The organism is Streptomyces sp. NBC_00490 (assembly GCF_036013645.1).
GTDB classification, from domain to species: Bacteria; Actinomycetota; Actinomycetes; order Streptomycetales; family Streptomycetaceae; genus Streptomyces; species Streptomyces canus_F.
Genome location: NZ_CP107869.1, coordinates 2,611,238 through 2,634,705 on the forward strand (window position 1 = coordinate 2,611,238; position 23,468 = coordinate 2,634,705).

Below are 23,468 nucleotides of genomic sequence, written 5' to 3' on the forward strand. Positions count from 1 at the left end.
AACCACTCACCGTGACGGGTGAAGGTCAGGCGCCCGCGATCCTCAGCGCCGCGTCCGCGGTGGCTTCCGCAAACACCGCCACCGGACGGTCGGGGTCCGAGCGGTGGACGAGGATGACCCCCTCGATCAGCCCGAACAGCAGGTCCGTACGGAGATCGAGCTCGCTCTTGGCGAGCGCGCCACCGGCGCCGGTCGCGGCGAGCAACTGCCGGTAGGCGTCCTTGAGTTCGGCGCGCACGGCGTGGAAGCCGGCGAACCGCTCGGCGCGCACCTCGGGCAGCAGATAGAGGCCGCCCAGGTTGTAGGGGCCGCCGCACAGGAGCTCCACGTCCGCACGGCACAGCTCCCACAGCCGGTCCTCGGCCGCGGTCGCGTCGTCGGCGAGCAGCTCGCGGGCGTACCCGAGCGACGGGGTGACCGTGGACTCCAGGAGCCGGGCGAGCAGCTCCTCCTTGCCGGAGACGTAGTGGTACATGGACGCCTGGCGCATGCCCGCGCGTTCGGCGACGGCCCGGGTGGTGGTGGCCGCGTAGCCGCGGGTGGTGAACAACTCGGCGGCCGCGGCGAGCAGTTCGTCACGCGGCTCGAGCCCGCTGTCCGGCCGCTGCGCGGCACGCGGTCTGCCGACCCGCCGTCCACCCGTCGTTCCCATACGCCGATCCTCGCACAGGGCACCATCCGGTGATCTTCGGCAGCGCACCGCGGGGACGGGTGAGGGCTCGGTAACCACCCCGCAACTCCCGGGCAACGCCCGCGACCCACCCCGCTCCTAATTTCTGTCGCACGACAGAAATAGCACCGGAGCCGGAGGTCCCGCGATGGCGACATCGACCACTTACGGAGCCCGCGATCACGCCCGCGCCCAGGAGGGCGCCCACGCCGAGGCCATGCCCGTCGTGCCGGCCGCAAACTGGCCGCAGCCGCCCCGTGAGGCGGGGCCCCTGGTCTGGGCCGAGACGGTCGCGGGCGGAAACTACACCCACCGCGTACTCGCCCGCGGCACCGAGCTGCGCCTGACCGACCTGCACGGCGACGCCTGCGCGCATCTGCTGCTGTACGCCGCGGACCGGCCCTGGGAGCGGCTGAACGTGGCCGACACGGTGAAGGTGCAGTGGAACGCCTATCTGGGTGAGGGCGTGCTGCTCCTGTCCGACCAGGGCCGGGTCCTCGCCTCGCTGGTGGCCGACACCTCCGGCCGCCACGACGCCCTGTGCGGCACCTCCACCCTGGCGCGGAACACCGAGCGGTACGGCGACGGCACCCCGCAGTCCGGCTCCCCCGCCGGACGGGAGCTGTTCAAGCTGGCGGCCGCCAAGAACGGACTCGCCCCGCGCGATCTGCCGCCGTCGCTCTCCTTCTTCCAGGGCGTGGAGGTCCGCGAGGACGGCGCCCTCGACTTCACCGGCTCGGCGGGCCCGGGCGCAAGCGTGACACTGCGGGCCGAGCAGGACGTCACCGTGCTCGTCGCCAACGCGGCGCACCCCGCCGACCCGCGCCCCGACTACGTCAGCACCCCGCTGGAGGTGCTCGCCTGGCGGGCCGCCGCCACCGAGCCCGGCGACCCCCTGTGGAACGCCACCCCCGAGGGCCGCCGCGCCTTCCTCAACACCGCCGAATTCCTTGCCGCGAGGGGGCTCGTATGACCACCACCGTCGTTCCCGCCCGTGCCGCCTGGTCCTCAGTCGTCTGCGCCGGACAGACCCTCACCGTCACCGATCTGCACGGCAACCAGGCCGTCGACTTCCTCGTCTACGACGCCCACGACACCGCCGTCCGCTACAGCGCGCCCGACACCATCCACGCCCAGGGCAACGTCTTCCTCACCACGGGCACCGTGCTGATGTCGAACGAGCACACCCCGCTGATGACCGTGGTCGACGACGAGGTGGGCCGCCACGACACGGTCGGCGGCGCCTGCTCCAAGGAGTCCAACACGCTCCGGTACGGCCACCACACCTGGTCCCAGCACGCGTGCGTGGACAACTTCCTCGCGGAGGGCGCCCGTCATGGCCTGGGTAAGCGCGACCTGGTCTCCAACATCAACTGGTACATGAACGTGCCGGTCGACAAGGACGGCACCCTCGGCATCGTCGACGGCATCTCGGCACCCGGCCTGAAGCTGACCCTGCGCGCCGAGTGCGACGTCCTCGTCCTCGTCTCCAACTGCCCGCAGATCAACAACCCCTGCAACGGCTTCGAGCCGACCGCGGTGGAGATGACGATCGGGGCCACCGGATGACCTTCGACACCCTCCTCGTCGCCAACCGGGGCGAGATCGCCGTACGGATCATCCGCACCGCCCGCGAACTCGGTCTGCGCACGGTCGCCGTGTACTCCGACCCGGACCGCTCGGCACCCCATGTGCGGCTCGCGGACGAGGCCGTACGACTGGGTCCCGCGCCCGCCAAGGAGTCGTACCTGGACGCCGATCTGGTGCTGAGGGCGGCCAAGGACACGGGGGCGGGGGCCATCCACCCCGGATACGGCTTCCTGTCCGAGGACGCGGCCTTCGCACGGCGCTGCGAGGAGGCCGGGATCGTCTTCGTGGGCCCGACGCCGGAGCAGCTGGAGCTCTTCGGCGCCAAGCACACGGCACGCGCGGCGGCCGAGACGGCGGGGGTCCCGCTGGCGCCGGGCACGGGACTGCTGGCCTCGCTCACGGACGCCCTCGCGCAGGCGGAGGCCATCGGCTATCCGGTCATGCTGAAGGCGACCGGCGGTGGCGGCGGTATCGGCATGTCGGCATGTCACTCCGGCGACGAACTCGCGGACGCCTGGGAGCGCGTGCAGCGCGTCGCCGCCGCCTCCTTCTCCTCCGCGGGCGTCTTCCTGGAGCGCCTGGTCGAAGACGCCCGCCATGTCGAGGTGCAGGTCTTCGGCGACGGAGCGGGCCGGGTCGTCACCTTCGGCGACCGCGACTGCTCCCTCCAGCGCCGCAACCAGAAGGTGCTGGAGGAGGCACCGGCACCGGGACTGCCGGACCACGTGCGCCAGCAACTCGCCGGGGCGGCGCGCGACTTGTGCGCCTCGGTCGGCTACCGCTCCGCCGGAACCGTCGAGTTCGTCTACGACGCCGCCCGCGAGGAGGCGTACTTCCTGGAGGTCAACACCCGCCTCCAGGTGGAGCACCCGGTCACCGAGGAGATCTACGGCGTCGACCTGGTCGCCTGGATGCTGCGGCTGGCCCGCGGCGAGCGGGACGTCGTGCGCGAGCCGGACGCCCCCCGCGGCCACGCCGTCGAGGCCCGGATCTACGCCGAGGACCCGTCCCGCGAACACCGGCCCAGCGCGGGCCTGCTGACACGGGTCGAGTTCCCGCCGGGCGTACGCGTCGACGGCTGGGTGGAGACCGGTACCGAGGTGACGACGTCGTACGACCCGATGCTCGCGAAGGTGATCGCGTACGGCTCGGACCGGGCCCATGCGCTGCGCCGGCTCGACGAGGCGCTGGCCCGCACCCGCGTCGACGGCATCGAGACGAACCTGGGCCTGCTCAGGGCGGCGCTCGCGGACTCCCGCTTCACCGGGGCGACGCACTCGACGGCCACCCTCGCCGAGGTGCGCGACCGCACGCCCCGGATCGAGGTCGTCTCCGCCGGCACCCTCACCACCGTGCAGGACTGGCCGGGCCGCACCGGCTACTGGCAGGTCGGCGTGCCTCCGTGCGGCCCGATGGACGACCTGTCCTTCCGGCTCGGCAACCGGGCCCTGGGCAACCACGAGGGCGCGGCGGGACTCGAATGCACCCTCCAGGGACCGTCGCTGAAGTTCAGCCACGCCACCACCGTGTGTGTGACAGGCGCCCCCGCACCCGTGACCGTGGACGGCTCCGCCGTCGCCCAGTGGGAGCCGGTGACCGTGCCCGCGGGAGCCGTCCTGGACATCGGGGCGCCCCAGGAGCACGGTCTGCGGACCTATGTGCTGTTCGCCCGAGGGCTCGACGTACCCGCGTTCCTGGGCAGCGCGAGCACCTTCACCCTGGGCCGCTTCGGCGGCCACGGCGGGCGCGCCCTGCGCACCGGAGACGTCCTGCACGGCGGGGGCCTCGCCGAGGGCAGGCCGGTCGACGATCCGCCCCGGTTCACCCGGACCTGGCACATCGGCGCCGCCGAAGGCCCCCATGCGGCACCGGAGTTCTTCACCGAGGACGACATCCACGACTTCTACGCCGCCGACTGGAAGGTCCACTTCAACTCGGCCCGCACCGGAGTCCGCCTCATCGGTCCCAAGCCGCGCTGGGCCCGCACCGACGGCGGCGAGGCGGGCCTGCATCCGTCCAACATCCACGACACCCCCTACTCCGTCGGCGCCGTCGACTACACGGGCGACATGCCGGTGCTGCTCGGCCCGGACGGCCCCTCCCTCGGCGGTTTCGTGTGCCCGGCGACCGTGCTCAGCGGAGAGCGCTGGAAGCTGGGCCAGCTGCGGCCCGGCGACACCGTGCGGTTCGTTCCGGTGGACGCCGACGGAGCGCCCCGGCCCCCCATCGTCGACGGTGGTGTCCTCGCCCGCGACGGTGATGTCACCTACCGCCGCAGCGGCGACGACAACCTGCTCGTCGAGTTCGGCCCGATGCAGCTCGACCTGGCGCTGCGGATGCGCGTCCACGCGCTGATGGAGGCGGTCGCCGACGCCTGTCCGGACGGGATCACCGACCTCACCCCCGGTATCCGCTCCCTCCAGATCCGGACGGACCCACGGCGCCTCCCGCAACACGAACTCCTCGCCGCGGTACGGGAGATCACCGCGTCCCTCCCCCCGAGCGACGAACTCGTCGTGCCCTCCCGGACCGTCCACCTCCCCCTGTCCTGGGACGACCCGGCGACCCGCGAGGCCATCGCCCGCTACATGGCAGGCGTACGGGACGACGCGCCCTGGTGCCCGTGGAACATCGAGTTCATCCGCCGGGTCAACGGCCTGGACTCGGTCAACGACGTCTACGACACGGTCTTCGACGCGGAGTACCTCGTCCTGGGCCTGGGCGACGTCTACCTGGGCGCGCCCGTGGCCACTCCCCTGGACCCACGGCACCGTCTGGTGACCACCAAGTACAACCCGGCCCGCACCTGGACCGCGGAGAACTCCGTCGGCATCGGCGGCGCCTACCTGTGCATCTACGGCATGGAGGGCCCCGGCGGCTACCAGTTCGTGGGCCGTACGACCCAGGTGTGGTCGGGCTGGCAGCAGCGCGGCGCGTTCGAACCGGGAGCGCCCTGGCTGCTCAGGTTCTTCGACCGGATCAAGTGGTATCCGGTCGACGCCGACGAACTCCTGGAACTGCGGGCCGACATCACGTCCGGGCGGTTCGTACCACGCATCGAGGAGGGAACCTTCTCCCTCTCCGACTACCAGGCGTTCCTCGCCGAGAACGCCGAGTCCATAGCGGAGTTCAGGGTCCGCCAGCAGGCGGCCTTAGCGACCGAGCGGGACGCCTGGGAGGCGGCCGGCGAGTTCGCCCGGGCCGACGCGGTGAGCGCTCCGGCCCCTCCCGCGGCGTCCGTGGAGATCCCCGAGGGCGGCCGGATCGTCGAAGCGGAATTCACGGCTTCCGTGTGGCAGCTGAACGTCGAGCCGGGCGACGAGGTCACCGTCGGCCAGCCGCTGCTCGCGCTGGAGGCGATGAAGATGGAGTCCAGGGTGCACGCGCCGATGGACGGCGTGGTGACGGAGATCCTGGCGAGGCCGGGCGACCAGGTGGAGGCGGGGACGGCGCTGGTCGTGCTCGCTCCCGTGAACTGAAAGAGGAACCCATGCTGTCCAGAGTCCGAGCCGCCTACGCACGCATCGAGGCGGTGGACCGCCCCGAGATCTGGATCGACCTGCGCCCACAGGACGAGGTCGAGGCGGAGGCACACGCCCTGGCCGCACGCGTGGCCGCCGGTGAGCACCTCCCGCTGGCCGGTCGTCTCCTCGCCGCCAAGGGCAACATCGACGTCGCGGGGCTGCCCACGACCGCGGGCTGTCCGGCGTACGCCTACCACCCCGAGGCCGACGCACCGGCGGTGGCCCGGCTGAGGGCGGCGGGCGCGATCGTCCTGGGCACCACGAACCTGGACCAGTTCGCGACCGGCCTGGTCGGCACCCGCTCCCCGCACGGCGCGGTACGCAACGCCCACGACCCGGCCCGCATCAGCGGCGGTTCCAGCTCCGGCTCGGCCGTCGCGGTGGCCCTCGGCATCGTCGACCTGGCCCTCGGCACCGACACCGCGGGCTCGGGCCGGGTGCCGGCCGCCTTCAACGGCATCGTCGGCCTCAAGCCCACCCGGGGCCTGGTCCCGACGGACGGCGTCGTCCCGGCCTGTGCCTCCCTCGACTGCGTGACGGTCTTCGCCCGCACCCTCCCGGAAGCCGAACAGGCACTGTCGTTCATGACCTCACCGCCGGCCCGCGACCTCCCCCCGCTCCCCCAGCGACAGCCGGGACCGTGGCGCGTCGCGGTCCCGCCGCGCGACCAGCTCGGCGAGCTGGACGAGGGCTGGGCGGAGGCCTACGAGGCAGCGGTGGAGCAGCTCATCGCGGCCGGCGCGTCGATCCGCCCCCTCGATCTCGCCCCCTTCACCGAGGCCGCCGCGATGCTCTACGAGGGCGCCTTCGTCGCCGAGCGCTACACCGCGGTGGGGAGCTTTGTCGACAAGCTGACCTCGGAGGGCGGCGCCGGCCTGGACCCCACCGTCGCCGGCATCATCACCCGCGCCCGCGACATCCCGGCCCACCAGCTCTACGCCGACCAGGACCGGCTCGCGGCCCTGAGAGCCCGGGCCGAGGCCGAACTCGCCGACGCGGACGCCCTGTTGCTGCCGACCACGCCGGGCCACCCCACCCTCGCCGAGGTCGCCGCCGACCCTCTGGGCGCCAACGCCCGCCTCGGCCGCTTCACCAACTCCACCAACCTCTTCGACCTGGCGGCGGTGGCCGTCCCGGCGGGCGAGGTGACCGGCCTGCCCTTCGGCGTGATGCTGATCGGCCCGGCGTTCACGGACGAGCGACTGACACGGATCGCCGCGCTGCTCCAGCCCGAGACACGCCTGGCGGTGGTGGGCGCCCACCTCTCGGGCCAGCCGCTGAACCCCCAACTCCTGGCCCTGGGCGCCCGCCTGGACCGCACGACCACGACGGCCCCCGTCTACCGCCTGCACGCCCTGCGCACGACCCCACCGAAGCCGGGCCTGGAGCATGTCGGCGAGGGCGGGGCCGCGGTCGAGGCAGAGGTGTGGCGCCTGCCGGCAGCGGGCCTGGGCCGCCTGCTGGCCGCACTCCCCCGCCCGATGACCCTGGGCAGCGTGCAACTGGCAGACGGATCCACCGTCCCCGGCTTCCTGTGCGAACCCAGCGCCTTGGAGGCAGCCGAGGACATCACCCGGTACGGAGGCTGGCGATCATATGTGAACGCCGAGAAGGCATAACTCCCTAGGGGCGCGGGGCTGTATCGATATGCGGCTCCGCCGCGGAGCGCGACCAGCCACAGTCACCCCGCACCCGCCGACGCACCCGTCACCCCACCGACGAGTAGGCGACAACCCCCCGCAGCAACTCATCAACCGCCTTGCGCGCGTTCTTCGCGACCGTGGACCCCTGCCCACCGGAAACCGGCGCCGCGGCCGAGATCTGCCCCAGCACATCGATCACCTGCTTGCACCACCGCACGAAGTCCCCCGCCGGCATCTCCGCCTCACGCAGCACCTCGTCGAGCCCCTTCCCGGAAGCCCACATGTACGCGGCCCAGGCGAACCCGAGATCGGGCTCCCGCTGTCCCACGCCCTCGGTCTGCCTGATCCGGAAGTCCTCCTCCAGCGCGTCGAGCCGCCCCCAGATCCGCACCATCTCCCCGAGCGCGGCCTTCGCCTTGCCCGTCGGCAGCTTGGGCGTCATCGCATCGTCACCGACCCGCGCCTCGTACACCAACGCGGAGACGCACGCCGCGAGTTCAGCAGGGGACAGCCCCTCCCACACCCCGGCCCGCAGACACTCACTGGCCAGCAGGTCGAGCTCGCCGTAGAGCCGCGCCAGCCGCTTCCCGTGCTCGGTGACCTCGTCGCCCCGCAGATAGTCCAGCTCGGTCAGCAGCGCCACGATCCGGTCGAAGGTCCGCGCGATGGTGTTGGTACGGCCCTCGATACGCCGCTCCAGCTGCGAGGTGTCCCGCAGCAGCCGGTGGTAGCGCTCGGCCCAGCGCGCGTGGTCCTCACGGTCGTCGCACCCGTGGCACGCATGGGCCCGAATCGCCGTCCGCAACCGGGCGATCTCCCGGTCGTCCGCGGCCTGCGCCCGCTTCTTGCGCGCCCGCTCCGGCGGAATGTGCCCCGCCTTGGTGCGCAGTGCGGAGGCGAGGTCCCGACGCGACTGCGGGGAGCGCGCGTTGAAGGACTTCGGGATCCGCATCCGCTCCAACGCCTCGACGGGAACCGGGAAGTCCATCGAGGCGAGCCGCTTGACCTGCCGCTCGGCGGTCAGCACCAGCGGGCGCGGCCCGTCGTGGTGCTCGAACCCGCGGTGCCCGTTGGACCGCCCGGCGGGCAGTCCCGGGTCCAGTACCAGCGCCAGCCCGGCGTACTTGCCCGCCGGCACATGGATGACGTCACCCGGCTTGAGCTTCTCCAGCGCGACGGCCGCCTCGGCCCGCCGCTCGTTGGCGCCCTGCCGGGCCAGCTCGGTCTCGCGGTCCTTCAGCTCGCGCCGCAGTCGCGCGTACTCCTCGAAGTCGCCGAGGTGGCAGGTCATGGACTCCTTGTAGCCCTCGAGCCCCTCCTCGTTGCGCTGCACCTGCCGCGAGATCCCCACGACCGACTTGTCGGCCTGGAACTGCGCGAAGGACGTCTCGAGGAGCTCACGCGAGCGGTGCCGGCCGAACTGCTCGACGAGGTTGACCGCCATGTTGTACGACGGCTTGAAGCTGGACCGCAGCGGATACGTCCGCGTGCCCGCGAGCCCCGCCAGATGCTCGGGGCTGCTGCCGCGCTGCCACAGCACGACGGCATGACCCTCGACGTCGATACCACGCCGACCGGCACGCCCGGTCAACTGCGTGTACTCGCCCGGTGTGATGTCCGCGTGCTGCTCGCCGTTCCACTTGACGAGCTTCTCCAACACCACCGACCGCGCGGGCATGTTGATGCCCAGCGCGAGCGTCTCGGTGGCGAACACGGCCTTCACCAGGCCCCGGACGAACAGTTCCTCGACGACCTCCTTGAAGGTCGGCAGCATGCCCGCGTGGTGGGCCGCGATGCCGCGCTCCAGGCCCTCCAGCCACTCGTAGTAGCCCAGGACGTGCAGATCCTCGGTCGGAATGGCGGCGGTGCGCTCCTCGACGAGAGCACGCACCCTGCCCCGCGCCTCGTCGTCGTTGAGCCGCAGACCGGCGTACAGACACTGCTGCACGGCGGCCTCACAGGCGGCCCGGCTGAAGATGAAGGTGATCGCCGGCAGCAGCCCTTCGGAGTCGAGCCGCTCGATGACCTCGGGCCGCCCCGGGGTCCACACCCGCGAGCGCTGTCTGCGCTCCCGCTCCCGGTCGGCCTCGCGCATCGCACGGCCGCGTCTGCGGTCCTGGTAGGAGGGGCGCTGCGCCTCCATCCGGGCCAGCCGCGTGAGGTCGGGGTTGACGGCCTTCTTCTGGCCCTCGCCCTCCTCGAACAGGTCGTACATCCGCCGCCCGGCGAGCACGTGCTGGAACAGCGGCACGGGCCGGTGCTCGGAGACGATCACCTCGGTGTCGCCCCGGACGGTGTCCAGCCAGTCGCCGAACTCCTCGGCGTTGGACACGGTCGCCGACAGGGAGACCAGGGTGACCGACTCCGGGAGGTGGATGATCACCTCCTCCCAGACGGCACCGCGGAAGCGGTCGGAGAGGTAGTGCACCTCGTCCATGACCACGTACCCGAGCCCGAGCAGGGTCTGCGAACCCGCGTACAGCATGTTGCGCAGCACCTCGGTGGTCATCACGACCACCGGGGCATCGGAGTTGACGCTGTTGTCGCCGGTGAGCAGACCGACCTTGTCGGCGCCGTAACGACGCGACAGGTCGGCGTACTTCTGGTTCGACAGCGCCTTGATGGGTGTCGTGTAGAAGCACTTCTTGCCTTGCTGCAGGGCGAGGTGGACGGCGAACTCGCCCACGATCGTCTTGCCCGAACCGGTGGGGGCGGCCACCAGCACGCCCTTCCCCGTCTCGAGCGCCTGACAGGCCTCGATCTGGAAGGGGTCGAGGCCGAAGTCGTACATCTCGCGGAAGTCAGCGAGCGCGGTGGCCTGCTCCGCAGCGCGCACGCGCGCGGCCGCGTACCGCTCGGCCGGTGAGAGGTCCTCTGTCATCGTGCTTTCGAGCGTACCGGGCCCCACTGACAACAGGACGATCATTATCCGGATCCCGTCTTGTCAAACCCCGGGTCCGTGCACTTCACAGCCCCGCGACGCGCACCGCCCCCGGCACGCAACGCGCGGTCAGCGGCAGCGCCCCGAGCGGCTCCCCGTCGGCGTACCCCGTGATCCCCGCGGCGCTGATCTCGGCCTTCGCGGCCCGGTGCACGGTGACCTTGGCATGGTCGACATGCGTGCCCCGGTACACGCTCGGGAACACCTTGAGCAGCGTGGCCCGGCCGCAGTCCCCGACCACGGTGATGTCGAACAGTGCGTCGGTGAGGTCGGCGCCGGGACAGATCCGCATGCCCCCGCCGTACGACGATCCGTTGCCGACCGCGACGAGGGTCGCCTCGATCTCCCGGACCTCGCCGTCGTCCAGCCTGATCCGGTAGGGGAAGGGCTTGAAGGCGGCCAGTTCGGCGATCATCGCCAGGTCGTACTTGACGCGGCCCGTCGGCCATCGCATGCGGTTGCCGCGGTCGTTGACCCGGGAGTCGAAGCCGGAGGCCAGGACGGTGCCGAACCAGCGGCCCGCGGCCTGCCCCAGGTCGATGTCCCGCAGGTCGCCGCCCTTGAGCGCCTCGGCGATTCGTCGGCCCGCGGCGGCCGGGTCCCGCACGGGAAGGCCCAGGGCGCGGGCGAAGTCGTTGCCGGTGCCGACGGCGACCAGGCCGAGCGGGGTGCGGGTGCCGGCGACGGCCTGGAGGGCCAGGTGGGCCATGCCGTCGCCGCCGACGGCGACCAGGGCGCCGGTGCCGTCCGCGACGGCGGCACGCGCGCGTGTGAGGGCGTCCTCGGCGTTCTCCCCGAGGACCGTACGCACGGAGAATCCGGCCGCCCGCAAAGCGGAAGCGGCCGGCTGCGCCGCGTGGGCGCCCCGGCCGCGGCCCGCGGTGGGGTTGACGAAGAGGGTGATCTCGCTGGTCACGTCCCTGACCCTACGAGCGGCCACCCGATCTTCAGGTCACGTCGTCATAACCGTTGACCCGCTCCGGTGCCGACGCCTGCTCGGGCAGTGCCCGGCTGGCGGAGACCGTCTCGATCTCACCGATGTCCTCGGGGGTGAGGTCCAGATCGGAGGCCTCGTCGTCGGCGGGGCCCTCGGCATCGCGGCGGCGCCGACGCTTGTCGTTGACCAGGGAGAACAGCGTCGCGCCGAAGTACAGCACCCAGATGGGGCCGGCCAGCGCCAGCATGCTCAGCGGGTCGGTGCTCGGGGTCGCGACGGCGGCGAACACGGTGATACCCATGATCATCCCGCGCCACCAGCCGAGCATCCGCTTGCCGGTGATCATCCCGGTGAGGTTCAGGAAGATCAGCAGCAGGGGCAGCTCGAAGGAGAGACCGAAGACGATCACCATGCGCGTGACGAGCTGGAGCAGATCGTCCAGCGGGAGCTGGTTGTCGATGCTGCCGCTCGGCGTGAAGTCGATCAGCACCTTCGCGGTGGTGGGGAGCACCGAGTACGCGAAGTAGGCGCCGAGAAAGAACAGCGGGGCACCGGTGAAGACGAAGGCGTAGGCGTACTTCTTCTCGTGCCGGTGCAGACCCGGGGCGACGAACGCCCAGAGCTGGTACAGCCAGATCGGCGAGGCGACCACGATGCCGGCCATCAACGAGACCTGGAGAGCCAGGTTGAAGGGCGCGAGCAGACCGTTGATGGTGATCCGGGCGCACTTCTCAGCCGTCTGGTCGGCGGCGGACGACCTGGCGAGTTCCGCGAAGCTCTGCTCGCAACCGATCGAGTCGAGGATCGGCTTCGTCAGGAAGTTGATGATGTCGTTGTAGAAGAAGGCGGCGACGACCGTCACGACGACGATGGCCAGCAGTGCCTTCGCGAGCCGGTTGCGGAGCTCACGAAGGTGATCCGCAAGGGGCATCCGCCCCTCGGGATCCTTCTCCTCATTGCGGGCAGACTTCAGCAACCCACGTTCCCATCTCGTGCAGCGGGCCGGAGGTCACCGGCCCTGCGTCAGCGCTTGGTCGTGTCCGTCGGCTCGGTGACCGGGCGGGAGCTGGTCACATCGCCGGGGGCGGCCTGGATGGTGCGCTGGGACGGGGACTGCTGGTCGTCCTGGGGCGGGGCGGACGCGGCGGTCGTGTTGTCCTGGCCCTCGGACTTCATCGCCTTCGCCTCGCTCTTGAGGATGCGAGCGGACTTGCCGAGCGAGCGCGCCATGTCGGGAAGCTTCTTCGCGCCGAACAGCAGGATGATGACGACGAGGATGAGAATGATCTCGGGGGCGCCGAGCCTTCCGAACATAAGTCTTTACCTTCTCACCGAGGCGGCTGGGGTGGGGTGCTGTGCTGTCCGACCGGTCGGACAGGTGTCCGAACGATCGTGTTGTCAGCGATCGTAACGCTCAGGGGTGAACGTGAGGCAATCCCCGTGCGTACTCCCGGTCCGCGAGCCGGGCCTCGTTCTCCGGTCCGCGACCAGCAGCGTACCTGCCCGGCCCCCCGGGATGACAGGGCGAAGTGACCCAAAACGCTTCCGGCGCAGGACTCACATCCCGTGCACAGCGGGACTCACAGCGTGTCCACGGAGCGGGCGGTGCTCACCGCGGCCCGCTCCAGATCCTCCGCGGCCCTGCCGATGCGCTGCGCGGACTCCGCGACCTGCCGTCCCAGCCGCTGCGCCTCGAGGAACACCCGCACGGCGAGCACGCCGAGCACCACGAGACCCAGGAAACCCACAGCGATCGCGAACATCGGCCAGAACATGGTGCCGAGCCTAGAGGGTGGAGTGGAGCCGCAGGGTGCTGACCCCGCCCCCGGTCAGCAGCTCGACGATCCGCTCCCCCGCGGGCTTGCGGACGGAGGCGGCGCAGTCGGGGCAGGTGAAGGAGTAGAACGTGGTCCTGCTGGTGGCACCGACGACCAGCCGCAGGGCCCCGGCGGCGAGCTCGAACCGGCCGCGGCAGTCCGGGCAGCCCGCCCGGAACACCGTCGGGGACACGCTCCGCATTCCCGAGAACGCGGACGCCACCGACATCCCCTGCACACCAGACATCGCCGACTCGCTCAAAGCTCCTGCTCCTGCCTGTCGTCGTTCGTGTGAGTTGGGTGTGAACCCGGCGTCTCGACCCCGTCGTACGCCGCCAGCGCCTCGCGGGCCGCCTGCCGGGCGCTGTCGGCGAGCTCGGGCGGCGAGACGATACGGCCGTCGCGGCCGAGCCGCAGCGCCAGGCGCCGCAGGGACGTCGGATCGGGGGTGCGCAGGGTGATACGCAGTCCGCCGTCGGGGAGCTCATCCGCACTGTCGTGCGGGTAGTACTCGGCGACCCAGCGCCCGCCCGGGCTCACCTCGACCACGACCTCCGGGTCCTCGGCGGCCGGCTGCACCAGCGCCTCCGAGAGGTCCCGCAGTTCTATCTCGGGCGGCGCGGACGGCTCGTCGAGGATCTTGATCTCGGCGACCCGGTCGAGCCGGAAGGTGCGGCGCGCCTCGGAGCGGCGGCACCACGCCTCGACGTAGGTGTGACCGACGCTGACCAGGCGGATCGGGTCGATCTCGCGCTCGGTGACCTCGTCGCGGGCGGGCGAGTAGTAGCGGATCCACAGCCGGCGCCGCTCGGAGATCGCGCGGTCGACGTCGGCGAAGACCCCGCCCTCGGACTCGAAGGTCACCGACAGCCGGGAGCTGGCCCCCGCCTGCTCCCCCGCCGCGGTCTCCACCTTCGCCGTGGCCCGCAGCAGCGCCTGCCGGTCGCCCTCGCGCAGACCGGGCAGGGTCGAGACGGCCCGCGCGGCGACGAGCAGCGCGGTGGCCTCGTCGGCGGCGAGCCGCAGCGGCTCGGCGACGTCGTCGGGGTTGTGCCACCAGATGCGCTCGCCGTCGGTGTCGATGTCGAGGAGGTCGCCGCCGCGGAAGCTGGTGCCGCACATGGGCAGCACATCGAGGTCGGAGACGAGCTCGTCCTCGGTGATCCCGAAGGCCCGGGCGACGTCCTCGACACGGGCGCCGGGCCGCTCCTTCAGATACGTCACCAGGGAGAGCATCCGCCGGGTCTGGTCGATGGCGTTGACGGGCCTGACCGGTTTGCCTGCCACTGTGTTGCTCGCTCCCCCTCAGCCCTTGGCCACGGCACGCAGCCGGTCCACCACATCGGCCCGCAGTTCGGCGGGTTCCAGGACGACCACGTCCGGCCCGAACTCCACCAGCCAGGCGTCCAGCCCATGGCCGTACGGAATCTCCAACTCATCCCACCCGTCGCCCAGTTCCCGCACCGCGGTGGCCTTCGCCCGCAGCGGGTAGCCGGAGCCCGTGCGCAGCCGGATCAGCGCGCTGCGGTCGGCGCTCTCCCCCGCCCAGCTCGCGACGGTCTCACGGACGGTCACCACGTCGGGCACCTCGGCGGTGAAACGGGCACCGCGCGAACGGACCTTGCCGGTGATCCGGGACAGCCTGAAGACCCGCTCGGCGCCCCGGTCGCGGTCCCAGCCCGCCAGATACCAGTGGCCGCGCCAGCACTCCAGCGCCCACGGCTCGACATGCCGGGTCTCGGGGTGCGCGGCGGTGGCCTTGCGGTACTCGAAGACGACCGGACGGCGGTCGCGGCAGGCCAGCATCAGCGGCTCGAACGCGGCCTCGTGCACGGGGATCCGCGGCTCGAGGGCGCCATGCGCCTCGTAGGGGTCGAAGTCCTCCGGCAGCCCGGCCGCCCGCAGCTTCTGCAGGGCGCCGCTGGCCGCGCCCGCGAGCCGCGCCTGCTGCCACACCTTGGCGGCGAGACCGAGGGCGGCGGCCTCCTCGGCGTCGAGGGTGACGGGCGGCAGCCGGTTGCTGTCACGGCGCGCGAGGTAGCCGACGTCGCCGTCGAGGTTCTCCACGGTCTCGATGACCAGCCCGAGTTCGCGCAGATCGTCCTTGTCGCGCTCGAACATCCGGTTGAAGCTGTCGTCCGAATTCGCTTCCAGGTAGGCCTCGATGGACTGGCGCAGCTCACGCTTGCTCAGCGGCCTGCGCGTCCCCAGCAGACACAGCGCCAGGTTCATCAGCCGCTCGGCCTTGGCAATGGCCATCGACGCCCTTCGCCTCCCTATGGTGCTTACGGACGATGACCGTACCGCCCCGCGGTGGCGTGGCAAAAGCCGAGGGCCCATGCCCGGACAGGCATGGACCCCAGGTGATCGACAGTGATCGTACGACGATCAGACGCCGACCAGGTCGACGACGAAGATCAGCGTCTCGCCGGGCTTGATGGCCGGGGTCGGGCTCTGGTTGCCGTAGGCGAGGTGCGCGGGGATGGTCAGCTGACGACGGCCGCCGACCTTCATGCCCTGCACGCCGAGGTCCCAGCCCTTGATGACACGGCCGCCACCCAGCGGGAAGCGGAACGGCTGACCACGGTTCCAGCTGGCGTCGAACTCCTCGCCGGTGCTGAAGGCAACGCCCACGTAGTGGACGGTGACGGTCTGGCCCGCCTGCGCCTCGGCGCCGTCGCCCTCCCAGATGTCCTTGATCTCGAGGTCCGCCGGGGGCTCGCCACCGGGGAAGTCGATCTCGGGCTTCTCGATGCTCACGTCTCTAGCTCCTGCTTGTCTGCGGAAAGGCAACGCACACAGTCTTACACCCCGAAGCGGTCAGAGCTTCGCCAGGATGTCGACCGTGAAGACGAGCGTCGAGTCCTTCTCGATGCCGCTGCCGCTCGGCGGATTGTCGCCGTATCCCAGGGCCGGCGGGATGACGATGAGGACGCGGCTGCCGACCTTCTTGCCGGTCAGACCCTGCTTCCAGCCCTTGACGACCCCGTCGAGGGAGAACGACGTCAGGGTCTTCCTGGCATACGTCGAGTCGAACTCCTTGCCGGAGTCCCACAGCACGCCCTTGTACTGCACCAGCAGGCCGCTGTCGGCGGCGACCTTCTCGCCGTCACCCTCGATGATGTAGCTCGACACGAGCTTGCCCGGCGCGTCCTTCTTGGGGACCTCGATGGAGGGCGCCTTGCCGTCGGTGTTCGTCCCCACCTTGGGCAGATCCACGTCGTCCTGCGCCACGTTCGAGCCCTTGGCGGAGCTCGTGACCGGGTACACGCCCTTCATGTCCACCACGAACACCAGCGTGTCGGTGCCCTTGATGCCACCCTCCGCGTAACCCGCCTTGCCATAACCCCAGGTGGGCGGGACGGCGAACTCGACGCGGCTGCCGACCTTCTTGCCCGTGAGGGCGTACCGCCAGCCGTCGATGACACTGGCCGGGGCCAGCTGGATGGCGAGCGCGGAACCCCGGTCGAAGGAGTTGTCGAAGACCTTGGCCGTGTCCCAGATCTGGCCGAGGTAGTTCGCCACGAGGAAGTCGCCCTCCGCGGCCGTGCGGCCGTTGCCCGCGATGACCGTCTTCACCGCGAGCTGGCTCGACGGGTCACCGCTGCCCTTGGCGACGGTGGGCTTCTCACCGAACTTCGCGCCCGCGGTGATCGCCGGCAGCGGACCGTCCACGATCTTCGGCGCCGGCGCACCGGACGAGGCCGAGGCGGAGGGCGACGCGCTGTCGCCGCTCTCCGCGGAACTCGCCCCGTCGTCCTCGTTGCACGCGGCGAGCGTGGCCATTCCTGCGGGTACGGCAATCAGTAGTGAGCGTCGGCGCACGGTAAGAGCCTCGTAATCGGTCGATCTTGTGGATGGCGTGCGCGCAACTCTACGGCGTGAGAAGGGCGCCGTACGGATAACGTACGGCGCCCGTGTGGCGTTCCGGAAGGCGATCCGGAACGCATTGCTCACATACCGGCGATCAGCTTCTCGACCCGGTCGTCGACGGAACGGAACGGGTCCTTGCACAACACCGTGCGCTGGGCCTGGTCGTTGAGCTTGAGATGGACCCAGTCGACGGTGAAGTCCCGGCGCTGTTCCTGAGCCCGGCGGATGAAGTCACCGCGAAGCCGGGCCCGAGTGGTCTGCGGGGGCACGGACTTGCCCTCGAAGATCTTCAAGTCGTTGCAGATCCGGGCCGCTTGGCCCTTCCTCTCCAGCAGGTAGTAGAGACCACGACGACGGTGAATGTCGTGATACGCGAGGTCTATCTGCGCGACCCGCGGGTGGGACATGGTCATGTTGTGCTTGGCCCGGTACCGCTCGATCAGCTTGTACTTCATGACCCAGTCGATCTCGGTGCCGATCCGGTCGAGGTCCTCGGCCTCGATCGAGTCGAGCACCCGGCCCCACAGCTCCAGGACCTGCTCGACCGTTCCGGTACGGATACCGCGGCGCTCCACGAAGTCCACGGCCTTCTCGTAGTACTCGCGCTGCACCTCCAGCGCGGAGGCCTCCCGGCCACTGGCCAGACGCACCTTGCGCCGACCGGTGATGTCGTGGCTGACCTCGCGGATCGCCCGGATCGGGTTCTCCAGCGTCAGGTCGCGCATCACGGTGCCCGCCTCGATCATGCGCAGCACCAGGTCGGTCGCGCCGACCTTGAGGAGCATGGTCGTCTCGGACATGTTCGAGTCGCCCACGATCACATGCAGGCGGCGGTAGCGCTCGGCGTCGGCGTGCGGTTCGTCGCGCGTGTTGATGATCGGCCGGGAACGCGTCGTCGCCGAGGAGACGCCCTCCCAGATGTGCTCGGCCCGCTGGCTGACGCAGTACACGGCGCCCCGCGGGGTCTGCAGAACCTTGCCCGCGCCACAGAGCAGCTGGCGGGTGACAAGGAAGGGAATGAGGATGTCCGCGAGCCGGGAGAACTCCCCGTGGCGGGCGACGAGATAGTTCTCGTGGCACCCGTAGGAGTTGCCCGCCGAGTCGGTGTTGTTCTTGAAGAGGTAGACGTCGCCCGCGATTCCTTCCTCGTGCAGGCGTCGTTCGGCGTCCACCAGGAGTCCTTCGAGAATGCGCTCGCCTGCTTTGTCGTGCGTGACCAGTTCCGTCACGTTGTCACATTCGGGAGTCGCATATTCCGGATGTGACCCGACATCGAGATAGAGGCGGGCACCGTTTCGCAGAAAGACATTGCTGCTGCGGCCCCATGACACGACACGGCGGAAGAGGTACCGCGCCACCTCGTCGGGAGACAGACGTCGCTGTCCCCTGAACGTACACGTGACGCCGTACTCGTTCTCCAGCCCGAAAATGCGGCGGTCCATGACTGAACATTACGCCCGATCCCCTGTGCTGAAACGGGGTTCGACGGCACGGTTTGGATCATTTTCCGATGAAGCCGCAACCACCCCCCGCCCACCGGGAGCTGCGAGGACCGGCCCGGTCGCCAGCAGAACCAGCAGGGAGACACCCCCCGCCACACCCGGTACGGCGAAACCCCACACGGCCCCTCCGGCCTCTACGACCGGCCCCGCGACCCCCGTTCCCACCGAGGCACCCACCGTGAACGTCGTCACCAGCCACGAGAAAGCCTCCGTGACCGTGCCCCGCGGCGCATGATGGTCGACCAGCACGAAAGCACACGCGATGGCGGGCGCGAGGAACACCCCCGCGACCACCGTCAGCAGCACCATGGCGACCGCGCCGGGCATCAGCAGCAGCGGCAGATAACACACCGCCAGCAGCGCCACCAGCACCCGCAGTCGACGCGCCGGCTCACCCGTCCACTGCCGCGCGCCGTACACGGTGCCGCCGATGAGCGCGCCCAGACCGATCGCCCCCATCAGCCAGCCGTACACCACGTCACCACCGTGGTCGTCGGCGTACGGCACCGAGGCGACCGTGATGGACCCCAGTGCGATACCGACGAACAGGAACGCGCCCAGCAGCGCCAGCAGTCCGGGAGAGCGCAGCGCACCGAGCCAGTGCGCCTCACGCGGCGCCGAACGCCACGCGCGCGAGGGCCGCGACACGACCACGGAGAGCGCGCCGAGCACCCCGATGACGTTCAGGACCAGCAGCGCGGCCCGGGCCGACCACAGCGACGTGCACACCGTCACCAGCAACGGCCCGAGGGTGAACATGACTTCCTGCGCCACGGCGTCCATCGCGTACGCCGTGTGCACCTGGCCCTCCTTGCGCAGCACACTCGGCCACAGCGCCCGCAGACCGCCCTCCAGCGGCGGCGTGAAGAGCCCGGCGAGGGCCACGGCGGCACAGGCGGCCGCGAGCGCGTCCGGGCCGGTGAAGGCGAAGACCGCCATCGCCAGGGCGGAGGCGACCGCCGCGGGCAACTGGACGCGAGGCTGGCCGTACAGGTCCACCAGCCGGCCCAGCACCGGCTGACCGACGGCGTTGGCGACACCGTAGACCGCCGCGAGCGCTCCGGCGAGGCTGTACGAGCCGCCCTCCGCGCGCACGAACAGCACGATCGCGATGGCCGCGGTGGCGTTCGGCAGCCGGCCCACCAGGGTGCCGACCAGCAACCGCGTGGCATGCCTCGCCCTGAGGATCTCCAGGTATCCCGCGGCCATGTCCCGCCCTTCCCGTGCCGTGACGTGCGCCGGTGACGCATGAGGTTTTACGTATAACGTCCTCCGTCATACGTACCATGTGCGCTGTTGACGAGTCCAGACGAAGGAGCAGGCAGCCGGTGGCACAAGGCAGCGCACGCCCCACCAGCCGCGACGTCGCCCAAGCCGCCGACGTCTCCCAGGCCACCGTCTCCCTGGTACTCGGCGACAAATGGCGAGGCCGCGTCTCCCAAACCACCGCCGAACGGGTACGCCGAGCCGCCCACGAACTCGGCTACCGCCCCAACCTCGCCGCCCGCAACCTCCGCCTCGGCCGCACCCGCACCGTCCTGCTCGTCGTACCCGCCCTGACCACGGAATTCTTCGCCGGCGTCTACACCGGCGCCGCACGCATCGCCGCCGCACACGGCTTCGGCGTCCTCCTGTACCCCTCCCCCGAAGGCGTCGGCCCCGCCAGAAACCCCTTCGCCTCCGCCCAGGCCGCCCTGGACGGCGTCCTCGCCTCCTCCATGGCCGCAGACGCCCTCACCGCCATCCGCGGCGACCAACTCCCCCTCGTCATGCTCGACAGCGACCCCCACGGCAGCCTGGGCGCCGCGACCGTGAACCTCGACATCGCCGACGGCACCCGCCAGGTCGCCGACCACCTCCTGAACCAGGGACACCGCCGCTTCCTGCACCTGGCCGCCGACATCCCCTCCTGGACCTTCGAGGTACGCGCACGCGAACTCGCCGCACGCCTCGCAAAAGTGCCGGGCACCTCGCTCCGCACAGCACACACCCCCATGTCCATCGAAGGCGCCCTCACCGCCACCGAGACAGCACTCCACACACCCGGCCCCCACCCCACCGCCGTGGTCTGCGACGACGACAAACTCGCGGCCGGCGCCTACAAAGCCCTGCGCCGACGAGGCCTGCGCATCCCCGACGACGTCTCCGTCACCGGCGTCGATGACATCGCCCTCGCCGCCGCCCTCGACCCGGAACTGACCACCGTACGACTCGACGCCGAACTCTTCGGCGAACACGGCATGCGCGCCCTCCTGGCAGTCCTGGAAGGCCGGACACCCGACGCCGGCGACATCCCCGTCGAGTTGGTCGTACGAGGCTCCACGGCACCCCCCACCGCCCCCTGAACGCCCTGTGCCCCGGCCGAGTCATCGGCCGGGGCACACAAAGGGACGCAACGAGACGCCGGACTACTCCTCCTCGGAGCTCTCCGCCTCCGTGGCCGCGCCACCCGCCTCCAGAAGCCGGTCGAGCTGACGGCCCACAATGCGCTTGAACTTACGCTGCTGCGGACGCGTACGGTCCAGCACCGCCACCTCCAGACGCTCGGCGGGAATCTCCCGCTCCGTGCCGTTGGTGTCCCGGGACAAAGCCTGCACGGCCAGCTTCAGAGCCTCGGCGAGACTCATGCCGTCCTGATGACGCTGATCGAGGTACCCACTGATCTGCTCGGCATTGCCACCCACCGCGACCGAGCCATGCTCGTCCACGATCGAACCGTCATGCGGCAGCCGATAGATCTGATCACCCTCGGGCGTCTCCCCCACCTCGGCCACGACCAGCTCCACCTCGTACGGCTTCTCGGCCGCACTGGAGAAGATCGTGCCCAACGTCTGGGCATAGACATTCGCGAGACCACGAGCAGTCACGTCATCACGGTCATAGGTATAGCCACGCAGATCCGCGTAGCGCACACCACCGATCCGCAGATTCTCGTACTCGTTGTACTTACCAGCCGCCGCGAAACCGATCCGGTCATAGATCTCGCTGAACTTGTGCAGCGCACGGGACGGGTTCTCACCGACGAAGACAATGCCGTCGGCATACTGCAGCACGACCAGGCTGCGACCGCGAGCGATGCCCTTACGGGCGTACTCCGCCCGGTCGGCCATCGCCTGCTGGGGTGAGACATAGAACGGCGTCGACACCGGTTATCCGTCCCTTTCTGTCGAAGTCACTGCGATCACCTTGCAAGCACCTGATCCGCCGCTACAGCAGCGCGGCCCGCGGACCGTCAGGCTGCTCCAGACGCCGCTCCAGGATCGAACGGGCGATCTCGGAGGACTCCTCGTCCGTCAGCCGGCGGAAACCGTCCTCGGTGATCACGGTGACGATCGGATAGATCCGGCGCGCGACATCGGGACCACCGGTCGCCGAATCGTCGTCAGCCGCGTCGTACAAGGCCTGCACCACCAGCATCGTGGCCTCGGCCTCGGACAGACCGTCATGGAAGAACTTCTTCATCGCACCCCGGGCGAAGACCGAGCCCGAACCGGTGGCAGCGAAGTTGTGCTCCTCGGAACGACCACCCGTGACGTCGTAGGAGAAAATACGACCCCTGCCACGGTCCACGTCATACCCCGCGAACAGCGGCACCACGGCCAGACCCTGCATCGCCATACCGAGGTTGGAACGGATCATGGTCGACAGCCGGTTCGCCTTGCCCTCCAGCGAGAGCTGCGCCCCCTCGACCTTCTCGAAGTGCTCCAGCTCCAGCTGGAACAGCTTCACCATCTCCACGGCCAGACCAGCGGTGCCGGCGATACCGACGGCCGAGTACTCGTCCGCCGGGAACACCTTCTCGATGTCCCGCTGCGCGATGACATTGCCCATCGTCGCCCGCCGGTCACCGGCCAGCACGACCCCGCCGGGGAAGGTCACGCCGACGATCGTGGTGCCGTGCGGCGCCTCGATCACGCCCTGGGTCGGCGGCAGTTGGCGGTTGCCCGGCAGCATCTCCGGCTGATGCGCGGACAGGAAGTCCATGAAGGAGGCGGACCCAGGCGTCAGGAAGGCAGCTGGTAGACGCCCGGTGCTACGAGTGTTGGCTTCCACGCGATTCCTTCCACATACGTTGCAGCCCGCCTTATGACGTCGGGCCGATCCTTGAACTGCCCCAGCGCCGCGTTGCAGCTGAAGCACAGTACGCCTCGGACCCTACCCGTCTCATGGCAGTGATCCACATGTTCGGCGGGAGCAGCAAGACATATGCAGCAGATACCTTGTTGCTCCGCGATCAACAAGTCCAACTGATGCGGAGCAAGTCCGTACTTGCGCCTGAAGTAGCTGATCCGGTTGCGCTCCGCCCGACACTCTCGGCAGTAACTCGCCCAGCCGTCCGATGAGGTCTTGTTCCGCTCCCACTCGGAGTGCGGCTTCACCCCTTCGCACTGCGGGCACCGCTTGTGCCCTGAAGGGACGAGAACCTTCTCCCGGACCTTCTTCCCCTTGGCCTCCTGGCGCCGCCGATAGTGCGCGGCGCCGTACTGCGCCACGCACTCCCGGCAGTGCACCTGGAGGCCGTCCCGCCGATTCCTGTCCCGCGCGAACGCAGCAAGCGACAGATTGCGCTGGCACTTCCTGCACTGCTTCGAGTTCGGCTCGTCAACCACCCTGACCCCCCGCCACCTTCAGATCGAAGGCAAAGTGGCCAGACGACCGTTACTCTCCACCTTTTTGCACGAAGGACCTCACGAAATCCTCTGCGTTCTCCTCGAGTACGTCATCGATTTCGTCCAGAACCGAGTCGACGTCGTCGCTCAGCTTTTCCTGGCGCTCCTTGAGGTCGTCGGTGGCTGCCGCCTCCGGCGCCGCCTCCTCGACTTCCTCGGTGGAGCGTGTGGCCTTCTGCTGGCCGCCGCCGGTGTCCTTGGTTGACATAACCCTCACCCCGCTCGTTTCGCCCGACATGGTCGCCAGGTCGGCTATCCGCCGATCGGTGATGATCAGACCCTACAAGCCCGGTCTGACATC

The 23,468-nt window shown here is 70.1% G+C and carries 22 protein-coding genes; 5 read left to right on the top strand and 17 right to left on the bottom strand.

Annotated elements, in window-relative coordinates; translation table 11 throughout:
* Positions 1 to 25: 25 nt before the first annotated feature.
* Positions 26 to 652 (bottom strand): TetR/AcrR family transcriptional regulator, encoded by a 627-nt coding sequence (locus tag OG381_RS11695; RefSeq protein ID WP_307033030.1) that lies wholly within the window; start codon positions 650 to 652, stop codon positions 26 to 28.
* 166 nt (positions 653 to 818) lie between these two features.
* Here OG381_RS11695 and OG381_RS11700 point away from each other — a divergent pair, with 166 nt between their 5' ends.
* From OG381_RS11700 to atzF, 4 genes are read left to right on the top strand one after another with little or no spacing between them, the layout of a single operon-like run.
* Positions 819 to 1,643 (top strand): urea amidolyase associated protein UAAP1, encoded by an 825-nt coding sequence (locus OG381_RS11700; protein WP_327716043.1) that lies wholly within the window; start codon positions 819 to 821, stop codon positions 1,641 to 1,643.
* Positions 1,640 to 2,239, top strand: a complete 600-nt coding sequence (locus tag OG381_RS11705) for an urea amidolyase associated protein UAAP2 (RefSeq protein ID WP_327716044.1) — start codon at positions 1,640 to 1,642, stop codon at positions 2,237 to 2,239. Before OG381_RS11700 ends, OG381_RS11705 begins: the two co-directional genes overlap by 4 nt.
* The gene (locus tag OG381_RS11710) at positions 2,236 to 5,739 is read left to right on the top strand and encodes a 5-oxoprolinase/urea amidolyase family protein (protein ID WP_327716045.1); all 3,504 of its coding nucleotides are present in this window, start codon (positions 2,236 to 2,238) and stop codon (positions 5,737 to 5,739) included. Before OG381_RS11705 ends, OG381_RS11710 begins: the two co-directional genes overlap by 4 nt.
* An 11-nt stretch (positions 5,740 to 5,750) precedes the next feature.
* A complete protein-coding gene (gene atzF / locus OG381_RS11715) occupies positions 5,751 to 7,403 on the top strand; it encodes an allophanate hydrolase (RefSeq protein WP_327716046.1) in 1,653 nt (550 codons plus the stop codon).
* Positions 7,404 to 7,491: 88 nt separating this feature from the next.
* Here the strand turns inward: atzF and OG381_RS11720 are convergent, their stop codons facing one another.
* From OG381_RS11720 to OG381_RS11775, 12 genes are all read right to left on the bottom strand, one after another.
* Positions 7,492 to 10,353, bottom strand: a complete 2,862-nt coding sequence (locus OG381_RS11720) for a DEAD/DEAH box helicase (RefSeq protein ID WP_327716047.1) — start codon at positions 10,351 to 10,353, stop codon at positions 7,492 to 7,494.
* 40 nt (positions 10,354 to 10,393) lie between these two features.
* Positions 10,394 to 11,284, bottom strand: coding sequence for a diacylglycerol kinase (locus OG381_RS11725; protein WP_327716048.1), 891 nt, complete (start codon positions 11,282 to 11,284; stop codon positions 10,394 to 10,396).
* Between the two features lie 31 nt (positions 11,285 to 11,315).
* Entirely contained in the window at positions 11,316 to 12,281 is a 966-nt protein-coding gene (gene tatC / locus OG381_RS11730) for a twin-arginine translocase subunit TatC (protein WP_327716049.1), read from the bottom strand.
* Positions 12,282 to 12,328: 47 nt separating this feature from the next.
* A complete protein-coding gene (gene tatA, locus OG381_RS11735; protein ID WP_327716050.1) occupies positions 12,329 to 12,619 on the bottom strand; it encodes a Sec-independent protein translocase subunit TatA in 291 nt (96 codons plus the stop codon).
* A 266-nt stretch (positions 12,620 to 12,885) separates the two neighbouring features.
* Positions 12,886 to 13,080 carry a hypothetical protein gene (locus OG381_RS11740; RefSeq protein ID WP_327716051.1) on the bottom strand — a complete coding sequence of 65 codons (195 nt, stop codon included), beginning with the start codon at positions 13,078 to 13,080 and terminating at the stop codon, positions 12,886 to 12,888.
* A 10-nt stretch (positions 13,081 to 13,090) separates the two neighbouring features.
* Complete coding sequence (locus tag OG381_RS11745; protein ID WP_307033010.1) at positions 13,091 to 13,384, bottom strand: hypothetical protein; 294 nt, start codon at positions 13,382 to 13,384, stop codon at positions 13,091 to 13,093.
* Positions 13,381 to 14,409 (bottom strand): helix-turn-helix transcriptional regulator, encoded by a 1,029-nt coding sequence (locus OG381_RS11750; RefSeq protein ID WP_327716052.1) that lies wholly within the window; start codon positions 14,407 to 14,409, stop codon positions 13,381 to 13,383. Before OG381_RS11750 ends, OG381_RS11745 begins: the two co-directional genes overlap by 4 nt.
* Positions 14,410 to 14,427: 18 nt before the next feature.
* Complete coding sequence (locus tag OG381_RS11755) at positions 14,428 to 15,381, bottom strand: helix-turn-helix transcriptional regulator (RefSeq protein ID WP_327716053.1); 954 nt, start codon at positions 15,379 to 15,381, stop codon at positions 14,428 to 14,430.
* 129 nt (positions 15,382 to 15,510) lie between these two features.
* Positions 15,511 to 15,882 (bottom strand): FKBP-type peptidyl-prolyl cis-trans isomerase, encoded by a 372-nt coding sequence (locus OG381_RS11760; RefSeq protein WP_307033004.1) that lies wholly within the window; start codon positions 15,880 to 15,882, stop codon positions 15,511 to 15,513.
* Between the two features lie 60 nt (positions 15,883 to 15,942).
* Entirely contained in the window at positions 15,943 to 16,947 is a 1,005-nt protein-coding gene (locus OG381_RS11765; RefSeq protein ID WP_327716054.1) for an FKBP-type peptidyl-prolyl cis-trans isomerase, read from the bottom strand.
* 128 nt (positions 16,948 to 17,075) lie between these two features.
* The gene (gene pafA / locus OG381_RS11770; RefSeq protein WP_046261820.1) at positions 17,076 to 18,437 is read right to left on the bottom strand and encodes a Pup--protein ligase; all 1,362 of its coding nucleotides are present in this window, start codon (positions 18,435 to 18,437) and stop codon (positions 17,076 to 17,078) included.
* 9 nt (positions 18,438 to 18,446) lie between these two features.
* Positions 18,447 to 19,706, bottom strand: coding sequence for an MFS transporter (locus tag OG381_RS11775; protein ID WP_327716055.1), 1,260 nt, complete (start codon positions 19,704 to 19,706; stop codon positions 18,447 to 18,449).
* Positions 19,707 to 19,783: 77 nt separating this feature from the next.
* Between OG381_RS11775 and OG381_RS11780 the strand changes: the two genes are divergently transcribed.
* Complete coding sequence (locus OG381_RS11780; RefSeq protein WP_443061891.1) at positions 19,784 to 20,842, top strand: LacI family DNA-binding transcriptional regulator; 1,059 nt, start codon at positions 19,784 to 19,786, stop codon at positions 20,840 to 20,842.
* 63 nt (positions 20,843 to 20,905) lie between these two features.
* Here OG381_RS11780 and prcA read toward each other — a convergent pair whose 3' ends face one another.
* The 4 genes from prcA to OG381_RS11800 form a co-directional block, all read right to left on the bottom strand.
* Positions 20,906 to 21,643, bottom strand: coding sequence for a proteasome subunit alpha (gene prcA / locus OG381_RS11785; RefSeq protein WP_046261817.1), 738 nt, complete (start codon positions 21,641 to 21,643; stop codon positions 20,906 to 20,908).
* Between the two features lie 61 nt (positions 21,644 to 21,704).
* On the bottom strand, positions 21,705 to 22,550 hold the full coding sequence (prcB, locus tag OG381_RS11790; protein ID WP_307032996.1) for a proteasome subunit beta: 846 nt from the start codon (positions 22,548 to 22,550) through the stop codon (positions 21,705 to 21,707).
* Positions 22,502 to 23,107, bottom strand: a complete 606-nt coding sequence (locus OG381_RS11795) for an endonuclease VII domain-containing protein (RefSeq protein ID WP_327716057.1) — start codon at positions 23,105 to 23,107, stop codon at positions 22,502 to 22,504. Before OG381_RS11795 ends, prcB begins: the two co-directional genes overlap by 49 nt.
* A gap of 49 nt (positions 23,108 to 23,156) precedes the next feature.
* Entirely contained in the window at positions 23,157 to 23,375 is a 219-nt protein-coding gene (locus OG381_RS11800; protein ID WP_327716058.1) for a ubiquitin-like protein Pup, read from the bottom strand.
* Positions 23,376 to 23,468 lie beyond the last annotated feature (93 nt).